Here is a 14,932-nt window from a genome sequence, read left to right on the forward strand (position 1 = left end):
AGGTCATCAAGCGCCGGGCCTACGGCTACCGGGATCAGGACTATTTCTTCCTGAAGATCCGTGCCGCCTTCCCCGGCATTCCGCGATGAACCTTTAATTTTGCCTGCCACAGGCGACGCGGCCGCCTATCAGCCCGAACACCTAGATCCACACGTCGTTTACCGCCGTCCTTTCGCCGCCCTCATGGCCTGTATTGAGGACCCCTCGCGGCTCGATGAGGAGCATGCTGACCTCGGTCTCCGCATAAGGCTTGTGCTCGACCCCCCTGGGAACGACGTACATCTCGCCCTTGCCGATGTGCACGTGGCCATCGCGGAAATCGATGCGCAAACGGCCCTCGAGAACGACGAACGTTTCGTCGGTGTCCTTGTGGTCGTGCCAGATGAAATCGCCTTCGACCTTGACGACCTTGAACTGGTAGTCGTTCATCTCGGCCACGACCCTGGGCGCCCAGTGCTCATCGAGCAGACCGAGCTTCTGGGCCAGATTGATCGCCTCATACCGCATGCGGATTCCTCTGATTGGGGTGAGTGAGCCCAGGCCTCGCCAGGCGCCTTCAGCATATCGATGCTTGCGGGGCGAGCGGAGTCCTGGCACTTGCTTCGAATGACGGGCCACCCGCCGGGCGGCCCGTCCACATGCGCCGGAGTCGACGTCGGGCCCGGGGTCGATGTCAGGCGGCGATCGACTTCCGGGCTTCCTTGATGGCTGCAATGGCCGCGGCGTCGGCAAAAACGCCGAAGCCGACGGCGATGCGGTTCCACCCATTGATGATGTTGATCGTCACCGTAAGCTTGACCTGTTCCTCCTCCGAAAAATGCGCCTTCAGCGCCTGGTAGGCGCTCGCATGTCCGCGCCCTTCGGAGAGCCGCGTCAGCGCTTCGGTCCATTCGAGCGCCGCGCGCTCGCGGTCGGTATAACAGGGAGCCTCGCGCCAGGCCGGCAGCAGGTCGATCTGCTGTGGACTGATGCCACACTCGCGCGCTTCGGCGACGTGGAGATTCAGGCAGTTGGCGCATCCGTTGATCTGCGATGCGCGAAGTTTCACCAACTCGAGCAGGGATGGATCGAAGTTGGCGGCGGCCGCAAGTTCCATGGACGTGCGTTGCACGTCCTTCATCAGGTTGGGGGCTGCGGCGAAGAGATCGAGTTTGGCTGTCACGGGAGGGCTCCTTTTGTTGGTCCCGGTACCAGGACGCCCAGCCCCGGGCAAACGTGACATGCCGGCACGGCTGCCCGGGAACGCACGCAAGATAAGTGACCCTGCCCCGCTTGGGCCTGGAGGCCGCGCTACTTCGATTCCTTCTTGACGGTGACCGAGATCGAAAACCACCCTATCCCGACCGTCACGGTGATCGTCTTGGTCTTGGACTTCGCCGCCGCCTTTGCCTTTGCCGTCGGCATGGCCGGCCCGGACTCGGTTTCGTCTACCGTGCTGATCCGCACGTCGCTGCTGATGTCGAGGGCTGCGAAGACCCCCTCGACCTCGGCGCTGCTGCCGCTGTGCACGGCATCGATCAACCGCTTTGCAAACTCTTCGTCGTCGGAAAGCGCGCTTGCTATCCGCTGCACCTGACCGGCGTACTTCCGGATTTCCCGGATGTCCCTCATGTCGCTTCTGGCCATGATGAGATCCCCACCCCGCCGTTACCCCCCGCGTCACCGCTTTACACGCAGCCTGGCTAAAAACAGTTGAAAAAAAGGGAACCATTCCGGTTCCCCGCAGCGGCTATATGTTCATGCCCGCGGTGTGGGCTTAGACGATCTGGCTCACATCCGCGACCGGCTCCTGCCTGGATGATCCGCACCCGCCGAGCGGGTGCCTCGGCCTAATCCGCGATCCCTCCACACGTGCGCCGACGTTGATCGGTGTCAACCCTCCGCACGTCCGACGGCGTAGTAGTCGACGCCCCCGGCCGGATCACCTTGGAGGGTGAAGACCATGAACGCTCCCGTTCTCCTGACCCATCACCGGACACTCCTGGCGCTGTGCCTGTCCCTCGCGCTGGCCGGGATCGGCCATGCGCCGCCTGCCGCCGCCGCTACGCAGGTGGTCACCCCCGATCCGCGCGTGCCCCCTGCGAGCGGTACGCCCTGCGTCGTGCAGCTCATGAGCGACCAGCCATTCTCCGGCGAAGGCGAATACACCACCGACAACCATTTCACCTACATGCCGCCGCCGGCCTGCCGGCCACCGTGGGCCAAGGTCGTGCTGCAGGTGGACCTGAGCAGTTCACGCCACACCGTCGTCAACGACATCGGCATCTCGCTGGGCGGCATCCGCCTGTTCCACCAGGCGGGTCCTCGCTACGACGCGCCCGCCAGCTGGCACGCCGAGCGCGACCTCACCGACTACAGCCGGCTGTTGACGGTGCCGCACACGGGGTCCTACTGGACGCTCAAGGATCCGGAAAACATCGACCCGGGTGGCCAGACCTCCGCCTTCACCGGTAGCGCGCGGCTGCTGTTCTACCCGCCGACGACACAGACCCCCGCCCCCAGGGTTCCTGACACAGTCGTCCGGCTGGATGGGAGCACCCCGGTACGCCTGCCCCACAACATCGTTCGCGCCTACCTGGACGTGGAGAATGCGCAGCCCTGGTGGTACCTGTGCATGCCGGACGAGATCCTGGGCGAGCACCCGAACCTGATCGACGTTTTCGCGCCCGGCGATCAGCTCAAGAATTCGATCTTTCCTCACGAAACGGCCTGTGGCGGCGGCGGCTTCCGCGAGATCCGCGTGGACGTGGACGGCACGCCGGCCGGCGTGGCGCCGGTGTTCCCGCTACTGCCGGCAGACCCGAGCGTGAACTACCTGCGCAACGCCCTGAACGTGCCGACGCCCACGCTGCAGATGCTGAACATCCTTCCCTACCGGGTCGACCTGAGCCCCTTCTCGGGCGAGTTCAATGCCGCCGGCGTCCACCTGGTTTCCGTGCCCGGCGTGCTGCTGCTGTACCTGGATCGCAACCGCACCTTCGTCAGCGGCGGCATCACCATGAACACGCTGAATGGTGTGCCAGGGGAGCCGATCTACACCAGCACCCTCATCCGCAATGCGCAGACGAAGCAGCTGCAGGGAACCATCCGCACACGGCAATCGCGTCAATTCGAGATTCGCGGGTTCGTGAACACGTCAGGCGGACGGATCAATTCGTCGGTGCGACAGTCCAGTACCTTCGACAACGCCCAGACGATGGACCTGCGTGGCCCCCACCAGTCCCTCGGCGTGCCGGTGAACAAGCTCTACGAGGAGGTCGTCTCCCTGCAAAGCACGACGGACCGGACCAGCCGCCGCACGGTCGGCACCACCCTGCTCGGCACGGACGTCGAGCACGTGAGCTATCCCCTCGCGTACACCTACCACATGGCCACGACCTCGCAGGACATCGGAGATGGTTGGACCATCGCGCTGCGCAACGGCACCGTGACCACGACGCAGCGATGGCTGGTGGACACCGACCATTACCGGCCCAGCCAGGGCCACTACGTCACCCACCTGGGTGAGTCCTTCATCGGAAGCCGCACCCACGCCTACGCGTTCTGGGACGCGGGGCTACGCAACCCCTCCACCGACACCCACTGGCAAAGCGTCGCGGAGCACCGCTTCACCGACAACTTCGGCAGCTGTTTCCAGGCCTCGGTGACCGCCCAGAACGGCGCGGTCGCCTCGACCGCACGCGGCACCGGCTGCCCGGGCGGCCACAATCAGGTGCGCTGGTTCGCGCACCCTGACGGGTCGCCCGATAGCCTGGGCTGGTGGCACTGACCTAACTTCGGAGAAAGCGCGTCAGGGATGACGGCCAGGGAGGCAAACAAGCGGACGGGGCGCCTGCTCCGCCCGCTTGTTCCTTGTCCGGACATCCGCATCGTCAGCGGATCGCAGGCGTCGCGATGCGCGCCACGGGGGCGCTCCCGCGGCCACGCCTCTCGAGCCCCGAACCGTGCCGGTCCCGCTTCCCGCCACCTGCCCCCGTTTGGTCTCAGTCGCGCTGGAACATGACGCGCTCGGGCTGATGCAGCGAATAGCCCTGAGCCATGTCGACGCCCAGCTCGCGCAACGAGGCCATGATCGCCTCGTCCGTCACCCACTCTGCGATCACCACCAGGCCCAGCCGGTGCGCGATGTCGGTGACCGCGCGCACCATCGCATGGCTGATCGGGTCGCTCAGCATGTCGCGGATGAAGCTGCCATCGATCTTGATGATGTCGGCCGGCAGGTGCTTCAGATAGGAGAACGAGGACATGCCCACGCCGAAGTCGTCGAGCGCGATGCGGCAGCCGACCTCCCGCAGCCGCGTCACGAACCGGATGACCGTGGTGAGCTGGCGCACGGCCACGGTTTCGGTGATCTCGAAACACACGCGCCCGGGCGCGACGCGGTGCAGTCGCAGCAGCTCGATGATGCGGTCGGCGAGCGTCTCATCGTCGATGCTGGCGCCGGACAGGTTGATCGCCACCGTGCGCAGCGCCGCCCCGGCCGGATGCAGCCGGTCGAGGTTCGACAGCGCGGTCTCGATGACCCAGCGATCGATCAACGGCATCAGCCCATACCGCTCGGCCGCGGGAATGAAGGCACCGGGCGATACCAGCGTGCCGTCCTCGCCGCGAAAACGCAGCAGCAGCTCGACATCGATGCCCGCCGGTTCGCTACCGAGCCCGCGCACCTCCTGATAGGCGAGCACGAAGCGCTGTTCCTGCACGGCCCAGCGCAGCCGGTTGGCCCACTCCATCTCGCCGCGCCGCTGCGCGCTCTGTTCGTCCCGTTCGGAGTAGAAGTGGACGCGGTTGCGCCCCTGCTCCTTGGCCATGTAGCAGGCGGTATCGGCAGCGGCGAGCAGCTCGGCCAGCGGCGTGCCCGGCCGGTCGATGAGCACCCCACCGACGCTGATGCTCGCCATGTAACTCTTGGACTCCCAGACGAAGACGAATCCGTCCAGGCCCAGGCGCAGGTGCTCCGCGATGCGTGCGGCGTGCGCGGGGGTATCGAGTCCGGTCAGGATCACGCCGAACTCATCGCCGCCCAGCCGCGCGAGCACATGCTCCTCGCCCAGCCGCACGCGCATCACCGTGGCCAACTGCGACAAGAGCTGGTCACCGGCCACATGCCCGGAGGTGTCGTTGACGAGCTTGAACTGGTCCAGGTCAATGAAAAGCACCGCGGCATACGGCGGCGACTCGCGAAGCTGCTGGCTCACCTGCTGCAGCCGGCGCTCGAATTCGCGCCGGTTGATCAGGCCGGTGAGCTCGTCGTGCGTGGCCTGGTACTCGAGCAGTTCGGTGAGCGCGCGCTGCTCGGTCACGTCGCTGGCGACCATCGCCCACTGTGGACGTCCGTCCAGCGTCAACCAGGACATCGCCACGCTGGCCCAGAAACGCCCGCCGGAGGTGTCCCGAAGGACTAGCTCGATCGCGCCGCCTTCGGGATGGGCCAGCCGCCGTTCCACCTCGGCCTCGTCGACCTCCAGCAGCGAGACCAACCGGTTGCCCTCCAGGCCGTCCCCCAGGCGCCCTCGCGCCGCCTGGTTGGCGTAGACGATGCGCCCGTCCGCCGCGTCGGCGAGCACCACCAGCGCGGGCAGCAATTCGTTGAGCGTGCGGAAACGCTCCTCGCTTTCGCGGTAGCGCTCGCCCAGGCGCCGGCCCAGCTGCACGGCCCGGCGCCGCGTGTCGGTCAGCGACCAGACCAGCAGGCCCAGCAGCACACTGGCGAGCAGCCCGGCGGGCGCCACCGATTGCACCAGGGGTGGGCCGCCGGCCGCGGCCATCGGGGAAACGACCAGGTCCCAGAGGCGCCCCCCGAATGCCAGCCGATACACGATCGAAGCCTTCACGTCAGGAACGCCACCGCGGGAGTCGAACAGCGCGACGTGCGATGCGCTGGTGACGTCCGTCACCGAGGCGCGCGCCACTTGCAGTAGTTGCGGTGACAATCCGGTCCGGATGAGGTCGGCGACCCTGAAGGACACCGCCACCGAGCCGCGCAACCGCTGCTGGCGTGCAGCCACGGAGTCGAGCGCGGCGCCCGGCCCGAAATCGGGCAAGCGCAACGTGATGCCCTGCCCGCGCCCGCTGGCTTCCCGGTCCTGCACAAGCGGAAACGGTGCCGACACCGCCAGCCGGTCCGTATCGCGGGATGCGAACAGGGCCTTCATGTTGGCCGGCTGGCCGACCACATCCAAACCCAGGAGGTTGCGGTTGCCATCCAGGGGCGCGACCAGCGTGGTGGGGAAATGGTCCCCATCGGGCCGGTGCTCGCGAACCGCGTAGGCCACGGCAAGCAGGCTCGGAAATTCCCGCCGCGGGTCCAGGTTGGCGTACATGCGCGCGAACTGGGGCGCGTCCATCGTCCCGGAGACCAGGAACATGGTCTGCAGCGACCGCAACAACTGTTCGGCCGAACGCAGTTTCGCCCGCAACTGGACCAGCCCCTTTTCCGCCTCGGCCACCACCGCATCCCGCTGGGCCGCCTGCCACTGCCGCGCCTGGATCCGGTACAGCCAGAACGTCAGCAACAGTCCGCAGCCGACCGCAAGCAATCCCCAGAGCACGCCCGGCACCCGGCTGGTCAGTGACAGGGCACCCGCATCGTCCACCTGTGGCGTACGTTCACGTCGCTCGATCGGTTGCGGCGGCACGGAATCCCCTCGGCAAGCCCCGGTCGCCCAGCTGCATGGGCGCAACGATCATAGCCCGCAGGAGTGAGGGTTCCGGGAACGCGGGTCACGGGAAATCGACGCAGGAGAAGCGGCACCCGGTCTGGTGCGGCGACCCCGATGGAGGGAGCTGGTCTGCCAGTGGCATTTCATTAGCCGCGTCCCTCAACTCGGCCGGCTCAGAGCCCGCACGATACGGAAACAGCCAAGCGCCGAGCCTGGAGTACCGCGTGCCGCTGGAAAAGAGCCAAGCGCCGAGGAGGGAATAAGGGGCTCTGACTCGGTTGGTTCCGTGTTTTGCTTTCGTGCAAAGCCAACAAACGGTCAGGCTCTTGGTCAAGCATCCATAATGGACCCCAATTTCCCCCAGCGCCCGATCCGGCCTTGTCATGACCTCCACGCTCCCCACGCCTGCCCAGCTGCTCGACCTGATGCCAGACGCGGTGTGCGTGGTCAGCACCGAGGGCCAGGTTCTCTTCGTCAGCGCGGGCTTCGAACGCATGCTCGGCTACAGCCTCGAAGAGGTCGTCGGGCAGCCGATATTCCGGTTGGTGCATCCCGACGACCGGGAGGCAACAGTGCGCCAGGCACAGGCCGTGACGAACGGCGCGATTCAGCGGCACTTCCGCAATCGCTATCTGCACAAGGACGGGCACAGCGTGGACATCCAGTGGTCGGCGCGCTGGCTGCCCGATTACGGTGTGCGTATCGGTGTGGCTCACGAAGTAACCGAGCTGCGCCGGGCCGAGCGCGAGCTCGAACACCGCGCCGCCCACGATCCGCTGACCGGCCTGCCGAACCGGCATCGCCTACAACATGAACTGCAGTACGCCCTCACCCATGCGACGCGGACGGGCAACGGCCTGGCCGTGCTCTATCTGGACCTGGATGGGTTCAAGCACATCAACGACCAGTATGGACACGAGGTCGGGGATCGCCTGCTGCGCGAGGTCGCGCAGCGCCTCCACAAGGGTCTGCGCCAGGGCGACCTGATGGCCCGGGTCGGGGGCGACGAATTCGTCGCGCTACTACCCGGCTGCGCCGATATGCACGCCGCCCTTACCGTGGCCGACGGCCTGCGTGCCAGCCTCAATCTGTCCTGCAACCTGCCCGAAGGGAAATTTCATCTGGACGCCAGCATCGGCGTCGCCTGCTTCCCGGACAACGGCAGCGACCCTGACACGCTCCTGGCCTGCGCCGATCGCGCGATGTACGAGGTCAAGCGCGATCGACGCCGCAAGGCTGATGCCGTCCTGGCAAGCGATCAAGCGTAGCTGCGGCACCCCGGCCCGGGGGCTTCGGGAAACCAAAGAAGTCCAAAAAAGCGCGAAAAAGGAGACGGAGGTAATTAAGCCAACTTGATCGCCTCCGCCCCCTTTATTGATGATTTTTTATCTCTTGTCAGCCTTCTTGGCAGCCTTCTCCGCCTTCTTCTCCTTCGGCGTCTTCAGCGGCTTCTTTTTTTCGCTCTTCTTCTGCTCCATACCTTTCATGAGTGCGTTCTCGCTTGGTGTTTTTGAGTGGGTTGGATGTTTACGAAACTTTTTTTGCCAAATTTTGGAATAAGGGGCTCCGACCTCGTTAGTTTGGCACAAGACAGCAGCGCGCTTCGTCTCGGGCTAATGGCAGGTCGGAAACTGTGGCACGGCAAACAACGCGCCACCCGAAGGTAAGCGCGCGGGTAGTGCGTGGTAGGTGGCTTGCGCTTCGCGCACGCCGGCTCGGGGACCGCGTGCTGGATCCAACCGCTGCGTCTCCACGTCGAGGATGATCCCACGCAGCTTCTTCGTGGCGGCGAAGATGGCGTCGCCCACGGTCGACAGCGAGTGGCCGGCGAGCTCCGCGTCATGGTTGGCGGCCACCCGACCGCCATGGGCCCGGATCATGTCGATCAGCCGATTGATTTCAGCAATCTGGCTCAGGGTGACGCCGAATACGTAGCGGTTGCCCGCCTCCTCCATCATCGGTTCGGCGGCTTCCAGTGCCGCGGCTTCCGCCTGTGCGTCGGCCTCGCGTGCAACCGCCCTGTCGCCGCGCTCGGCCGGCCAGGAGACTTCGTGCAGCACCCGCCCGATCTGCTCTTCCAGCATTTCCAGGCAGACCGCCACCTCGCCCGGGCGAATCCCGGCGGTCCATTCCCGCGACTCGTCCGCCATGCGCGGCCGCGCCAGATTGGCCAGGAACCCGACGTACTCGCGCAGCTTCTTCAGCCGGAGCTGGCTGTCCTCGGGCAGGAAATAACCGGGCGCTTCCAGATCCGAATCGATCGTCGACATGCTCGCCTCCTCGTTCCATGAAGTGCCCGTCACGCCACGACGGTGGACGGGAAGTCGGGAGGCTAGAAACCGCACACAGCCGGCGGGCTTATTCCCCTTGCGGGTGTTGTATTCACCGCCCTCCCGACGCAGGCATCGCGTCGGTTGCACCTGCAGCGTGCAGGCACAAAAAACCCACCGGTTTGTCGGAGGTGGGTACCGCTGTGTGGGGAGTTTCTAGGCTCCTTGACCTGAAGTCTGCTATCGCATCCGGAGCGTGTCAACAAGCCGTTTCGGGTTACATCGGAGCATGCGATGCGCCGAAGCGCTCATCAAAAAAAAGGGACGTGGCGGAGTTAATTCGCCACGCTCCCTTTTGTGCAGTGCCCCGTCTGGCCGCGTTCAGTCGCGCATTGCCGTATCCAGGTCATTCCGGACAGGGACGAGCCGCGCCAGTTTGTCAGGATGGCGCAGCGTGTAGATGGCGATGATCCGCATCCCGTCCGTGTCGATCCAAATGGCACCCGTGATTGCCGCGCCGTCGAACCAGAACACCGCCGGTAGGCCATTGAGCACGCCAATTTCGTATCGAGAGCCGGGCGGAAGATGATGGGCAATCTGGACATACAGGCGCGCAAGTCGTTCCGCGCCGCAAATAGGATGCAGCGAGGCACGCACCACGCCGCCGCCGTCGCTGATGTGGACCGCATCCTCTGCAAAAAGCGCCTGCAGCGTTTCGAGCGACGGCTTCGCCATCGCTTCGATGAAACGCTCCAACAGGCGGCGCTGCGCAGTGGCGTCCACTTCGAAGCGCGGGCGAGCCTCGCGCATGCGAACTCTGGCCCGATGCGCGCGCTGGCGACAGGCATCCTCGGCAATGCCCAGAATCTTGGCGGCTTCGCCGTGGCTGTAGTCGAAGACGTCGTGCAGCAGAAAGGCAGCGCGTTCCTCGGGGCTGAGGCGTTCCAACAGCCACAGAAAAGAAAGCGTCAGGCTCTCGTCACGCTCGTGCGCTAGTTCCGGCTGGTCGGACTCGGGGGCCAATGGCTCCGGCAGCCACGGACCGACGTAACGCTCGCGCTCGGCTTTCGCTCTCCTCAATCGGTCCAGTGACAGGTTCGTCGTGACGGTGACCAGCCAGGCCCCGGCGTCATCCAGCCGATCCAGGTCCTGCGCCTGAAGGCGAAGCCATGCGTCGTGCAGGACGTCCTCAGCGTCCGCAGGCGCGCCCAGCATCCGGTAGGCGATGCCGAACAGCCGGGCACGATGTTGCCGGAAGACGAGTGTGGACGTGTCCATGGGGTTCTCCTCGATTGGAGCCTGGACGTGGCGGTTCCACAAAATGTGACCGCTACAGGCTGGGTACGCCGGCCGGGTGGATTTCCAAGCCGTGAGGATCGCGTCGAACAATGGAGGTGCCCATCCCTCCGCGCATGCCACGGAGGAGCCTGCCACGAGAAACGCAACCGGTGCATGCAGTGCCCGCCTCCATTTCCGCTGGCAGAAAAAAACCCGTCGTCCGGCCTGTCACGGCGCACGCCGCCGGTCCGTCTAGCAGCTCGAGGGGCCAGCACCGTGCCGGCTCGTCACCTCCTACCGGAAAGGACTGCAACAACATGAAACGTGCAAACTGGTTTGCCATCTCCCCTGAGGGTGCCAAGGCCGTAGGGACATTGCATCATTTCGTCACGACGGGAATGGCGCTGCCCGCCAGACTGATCCATCTGGTGTTCCTCCGGGTTTCCCAGATCAACGGCTGCGCCCACTGCATCGACGTCCACACGCGGGATCTGATCAAGGAAGGCATGTCGCTGGACACCGTCGTTCTCATACCGGTCTGGCATGAGGCGACATACCTGTTCTCGGAACAGGAGCGCGCTGCCCTGGCATGGGCCGAGGAAGTCACGCGCGTCAGCGAAACGCATGCCTCAGACGAAGCCTACGCTGCGGCTGCCGCGGCCTTCTCGGAAAAGGACCTGGTCGACCTCACCCTGACGATTGCAACGATGAATGCAATCAACCGTCTCGGTATCAGCTTTCGCCTCAAGCCCCGCGCCCGCGCGGAGGGGTAGTGCGTCGCCCGTGGCGCATGGTGCTGCACCGATGCGGGCATAAAGGCAGAAAAGGGGACGTGGCTAATTAAACTGGGCAGTAGGTCCACCCTGCCAGACAACGCCCGAATTTAATTAGCCACGTCCCCTTTAATCCGTCCCCTTATTTGCGCTTAGTCAGCTTGCGGCGCAGTTGTGGTCACGGTGGCCGGCTTGGCCGGTTGTACGTCCCCGGAAGAATACTGCCCGACCTGCAGGGCGAAGCGCTCTTTTTGTCCGGACGACATCGCCGCTGGATCGACGTACACCTGAATCGCGTAGTTCGTCGCTGCCGCAACCGATTCGGACCACGTGTTCAGCCCGGTCGCGCTCGTGTCGACAAGTTTTTTGTCATGGGTCTTGTCATTCACCCTGAAGTGCAATTCGGGATTGCTCGAAACGAGATTGACCTTGATCGTCATGCCGGCTGCGATGGCGACGGTGAAGTTGTAAACAGGCGCCCCGGCATCCAGGATCCCATCCCGTTGCGCCCACGGCTTGCCAGGCTCGAACGTCACTGCGGTCGCCGGCGACTGCAAGTCTTCGGCGCCGTACTGCCCGATCTGCAACGCGAATTTCGCCGTGTTGTCGAACTTCAACGCGGCAGAATCGATGTAGACCCGGATCGCATAGGTGGTGGCCGTCGCGTTCGGTGTCGACCAGGTGGACTCACCTGTCTTGCGCGTATCCAGCACCACCTTGCCGTCGCTCTGATCTTTCACCTTGAAAAACACGTTGGGATTGCGGCTCAGGAGGTTGAGCTGCAAGGTCTTGCCCGCCGCGACCGCAACCGTGTAATCCAGCGAGTCGTCGGAACGGGTGAGGTTGCCGACTTCCTGCGCCCAGACACTGTTTGCCGCGAAGGTGACTGCAACCGGCGTATCGGCGAGTGTAGAAAGCGACATGCAGGCTGCGGCCAAGCCGACACTCAAGGATAGGGCGCGGCGGAAAAAGTAGGAATGTGGCATGTGGAATTCCCCGTGGTTTGAATCTCGAGAAAGATGGACCTGAACCCTTTTTTGGCAGAAGCCAGGGGCCCGTCGCGGCCAAAAGGCAAAGCAGGGCGAAAATCCGAGCCCTCGTTGCGTGCCCCGAGAGCTACCTCCCATTAGATACGCGGGTGGGTACCGCGAGCCTGCACGTACCACCTGCGGCCAACTTAATTTGCCACGCCCCCTTTAATCGCCGTCCCATTTATTTGAATCCGCCAAAGCTAATTCAGAGATCATCTCCTTTTCTGCTTGAAGCATCTCGTCCTTCGAAAAGTACGAATTTTCTTCCTGCGAGCTAGCATCTCTCAACAGAGAGATGATCCTTTCTCGCGGCAAGACGTGATCCCCTGCCTTCCATAGTTTGTAGGAGGAATACGCAATGATGCTCATGGCCATAGGATCTGGTGGCCCACCACTAAGCTTCTCCGCCAACGCTGCTTGATCATACGCGTCCCTGAACTTCTCTAGCTGCATCCTGGTATATGCTAAATTTAATCGATAAACGTTTTCATCGGGACTGGCGTCCACCGCGCTTTTGAATGCCAAATCCGCCTGAACTACTTTCCCAAGCAGGAAGTTGGCTATACCAGCCAGATTGTCGTACTTCGCGCCAGAAATACCGAGTGACTTGAACCTTTCGTAATCCAAAATAAGTTGTTCATTCTGACCCGCTGCGTCTTGGTTTTCGAGAACTTGGAGCGGCAGATCAAGTGTGAATGCCTCCATCCCCATCGAGGGGGCCGCTGCAGCTGCAAGGACGGCGTACTCCCACGCGTTCTCTAATGGAAGCGCCGCCTCCTCCAACTTACCTTTTTCCACATACCCAATGGCAAAAACCGCCAAACCCTCACAAACCACCTCAAGCTCTCGCCGAAGTGCCTTTATGTGCTCAGTGCTCTCTGATGATGAGGTCAATAGTACAGCCCCGAACAAACCGCCCTCTACATACTGCGGCTTTGCCTTGCGCAGAAGAGCCTTAGTCATGATAGACGAAACCGAAGACAACAGATCATTGACTCTACCGGGTCCAGAGTGCCTCTCCAGCTGATCGAGCTCTCTAATTTGTACCGCAAGCACACAAAAATTTTCAGTTGAGTGTGTTGCCACCCGCCGGTTAATGTTTTTCGACCCTTCGCTTTCCACGCCTTCGTCGCCATGTTGGCCGACTAGACCAGAAAAAAGACCCACTGGAATTAGATCAAGATAGGAGCCTATCTCGATTGACGCATTGTCTAATTTCTCGGACACCTTACAAAAAGATATTTCAGGCTGAACATCAAAAGCCAACAAGCGCGCAACTTTATACTTCGGGTATCGACCAAGCTTGCGGCGTGAACGACCATCGTCGACGACGTAATCGACCTCACCCGTGAATTTCGGGGGAATAACAAAGAATTCCTGTCCCTTCGCAACCCCAACCTCCGAACCGATATCCACAACTACGATGCCGACTGACTTCTCATGCTCGAGAATACGACCGTAGCGCTTAAGAATATCCGGGTAAAACCTGACGCAGTCGCGACCGGAGTTTTTTGCCGCGTATAAGGCCTTATCTGCCTGGACCTTAAGCCTTTCAATGACTTTTGGATCCATGGAAGAGGATTTTCCGACCGAATATCGTGATACTCCGAAGCTAGCCGTTACCCTCCTCTCCCTTTCAGGAGGGGTCTGGGACAGCTGGGTCCCCAGCTTGGCCAACTGAGACTCCGATGGAACCGCGGACGATTTCACGTGTAATCGGACTCTTTCGATCCAATCCAAAAGTTCGCGGTCTTCAAACTCGCCCGAGATAAGCAGGTTGAACTCCTCTCCGCCAAGTCTAAAAAACTCCACAGAAGTCCGCTTCGCCTCCTTTGTTAGTTCCAATATTGCGTCTTCAATATGCCAACTGAAGGCGGATAGAACCACATCGCCATAGTCATGCCCGTAAGTGTCGTTCACCCTCTTAAAAAAATCTATGTCTAAGGTGACGAGCGCTATTGACCTTACTCCAGAGCTTCCAATTGCAGATGAACGACCAGCCGCGTTAGCGCCCAGCCTTTCAAGCGCTTTCTTCGCAGAGATCTCGAAAGACTTCCGATTTTTACAGCCAGTTAATGAGTCATGATGCGCATCGTATTTGTGCTGGGACGCCTCTTTGATGCGATCAATGGCCTCAGATAACGCCCCAAGTGTTTTCCCGCGAGCAAAGCGCTCCAAGCGGATTTCAACTGATGCATCGGCACCAGCAACTGGGAACAGGTAACTGTTGGTTCGGCCCAGCTTTATGGGCTTCTCCTCCGCAACGGACTTTTCAAGCTCTGATGCGGATGCCTTTCCGCCTTCTGACAAAGCAACCCAGGCATCCCCGCTTCGGTAGTGAAGAAGAACTTCTTGCACATTCTCAAATCGATCAAGAACCTGATCCAAGGAGCTTCCGAAATCCTTGAGCCAATTTGCTTTCATTACAAATCTCCATATCGTGCTAGCGAATTACTATCGGTTATCGGACGCTAGCAAGCAGCTGATCAACCACCGGATCCATTTTTGCCTTCACCCCTTGCCATTTAGTCAATGACCAGCCGCCCTTACCCCTTAGGTGATATTCCGCAGTTCCGATTTGGATGCCACCCTTCCACAGCCGAAGCTCAGCGTGTGAAAGATAGGGCGCAAAGTCCCAAGACCGGAGCGCCGTGTAGGTAAGCGTTACGTCACAGGTGCTCGCGGCATCCTCGTTGACAAGCTTGGTCGGCAGGCCGTGTCGGCTGAACCCGTCGCGCACCACGTCCACGAACCCCTCAACAATCACCTTCGGATTGTTGACGATGCACACTTCTGTCCCCGGCCCAATGGAACTGACGGGCTTCACCTTGACCGATGTGCAGCCGGCAACCGCGGCTATCGCCGCCAAACAGATCAGACGCTTCATTTGTTCCCCCTGTGGAACCCCTAAAGAAAAG

12 protein-coding genes are annotated in these 14,932 nt (G+C 62.2%); 3 read left to right on the top strand and 9 right to left on the bottom strand.

Going from position 1 to position 14,932, the window contains the following annotated elements; genetic code table 11:
* Positions 1-141 precede the first annotated feature (141 nt).
* From BMZ38_RS00010 to BMZ38_RS00020, 3 genes are all read right to left on the bottom strand, one after another.
* Positions 142-507, bottom strand: coding sequence for a cupin domain-containing protein (locus BMZ38_RS00010; protein WP_091332669.1), 366 nt, complete (start codon positions 505-507; stop codon positions 142-144).
* A gap of 166 nt (positions 508-673) precedes the next feature.
* A complete protein-coding gene (locus BMZ38_RS00015; protein WP_091332672.1) occupies positions 674-1,162 on the bottom strand; it encodes a carboxymuconolactone decarboxylase family protein in 489 nt (162 codons plus the stop codon).
* Positions 1,163-1,290: 128 nt separating this feature from the next.
* Positions 1,291-1,626: a hypothetical protein gene (locus BMZ38_RS00020; RefSeq protein WP_091332675.1), complete on the bottom strand. Its 336-nt coding sequence runs from the start codon at positions 1,624-1,626 to the stop codon at positions 1,291-1,293.
* A gap of 316 nt (positions 1,627-1,942) precedes the next feature.
* On the opposite strand from BMZ38_RS00020, the gene BMZ38_RS00025 reads away from it, so the two are divergent.
* On the top strand, positions 1,943-3,769 hold the full coding sequence (locus BMZ38_RS00025; protein ID WP_091332677.1) for a hypothetical protein: 1,827 nt from the start codon (positions 1,943-1,945) through the stop codon (positions 3,767-3,769).
* A gap of 214 nt (positions 3,770-3,983) precedes the next feature.
* On the opposite strand, the gene BMZ38_RS00030 is transcribed toward BMZ38_RS00025, so the two are convergent.
* The gene (locus BMZ38_RS00030) at positions 3,984-6,638 is read right to left on the bottom strand and encodes a bifunctional diguanylate cyclase/phosphodiesterase (RefSeq protein WP_245747129.1); all 2,655 of its coding nucleotides are present in this window, start codon (positions 6,636-6,638) and stop codon (positions 3,984-3,986) included.
* A gap of 407 nt (positions 6,639-7,045) precedes the next feature.
* On the opposite strand from BMZ38_RS00030, the gene BMZ38_RS00035 reads away from it, so the two are divergent.
* Complete coding sequence (locus BMZ38_RS00035; RefSeq protein WP_091332680.1) at positions 7,046-7,930, top strand: sensor domain-containing diguanylate cyclase; 885 nt, start codon at positions 7,046-7,048, stop codon at positions 7,928-7,930.
* Between the two features lie 345 nt (positions 7,931-8,275).
* On the opposite strand, the gene BMZ38_RS00040 is transcribed toward BMZ38_RS00035, so the two are convergent.
* Positions 8,276-8,932 carry an XAC0095 family protein gene (locus BMZ38_RS00040; protein ID WP_091332683.1) on the bottom strand — a complete coding sequence of 219 codons (657 nt, stop codon included), beginning with the start codon at positions 8,930-8,932 and terminating at the stop codon, positions 8,276-8,278.
* Positions 8,933-9,313: 381 nt separating this feature from the next.
* A complete protein-coding gene (gene sigJ, locus BMZ38_RS00045; RefSeq protein WP_091332686.1) occupies positions 9,314-10,210 on the bottom strand; it encodes an RNA polymerase sigma factor SigJ in 897 nt (298 codons plus the stop codon).
* A gap of 317 nt (positions 10,211-10,527) precedes the next feature.
* Between sigJ and BMZ38_RS00050 the strand changes: the two genes are divergently transcribed.
* Entirely contained in the window at positions 10,528-10,983 is a 456-nt protein-coding gene (locus BMZ38_RS00050; protein ID WP_091332688.1) for a carboxymuconolactone decarboxylase family protein, read from the top strand.
* A 152-nt stretch (positions 10,984-11,135) separates the two neighbouring features.
* On the opposite strand, the gene BMZ38_RS00055 is transcribed toward BMZ38_RS00050, so the two are convergent.
* The 3 genes from BMZ38_RS00055 to BMZ38_RS00065 all read right to left on the bottom strand — a co-directional run bounded on the left by BMZ38_RS00055 (position 11,136) and on the right by BMZ38_RS00065 (position 14,901).
* Positions 11,136-11,969 (bottom strand): hypothetical protein, encoded by an 834-nt coding sequence (locus tag BMZ38_RS00055; protein ID WP_139202356.1) that lies wholly within the window; start codon positions 11,967-11,969, stop codon positions 11,136-11,138.
* Between the two features lie 210 nt (positions 11,970-12,179).
* Positions 12,180-14,438, bottom strand: coding sequence for a GGDEF domain-containing protein (locus BMZ38_RS00060; protein WP_091332694.1), 2,259 nt, complete (start codon positions 14,436-14,438; stop codon positions 12,180-12,182).
* Positions 14,439-14,475: 37 nt separating this feature from the next.
* Complete coding sequence (locus tag BMZ38_RS00065) at positions 14,476-14,901, bottom strand: Sbal_3080 family lipoprotein (protein WP_091332697.1); 426 nt, start codon at positions 14,899-14,901, stop codon at positions 14,476-14,478.
* Positions 14,902-14,932 lie beyond the last annotated feature (31 nt).

Source organism: Frateuria terrea, from assembly GCF_900115705.1.
Taxonomy (GTDB): Bacteria; Pseudomonadota; Gammaproteobacteria; order Xanthomonadales; family Rhodanobacteraceae; genus Frateuria_A; species Frateuria_A terrea.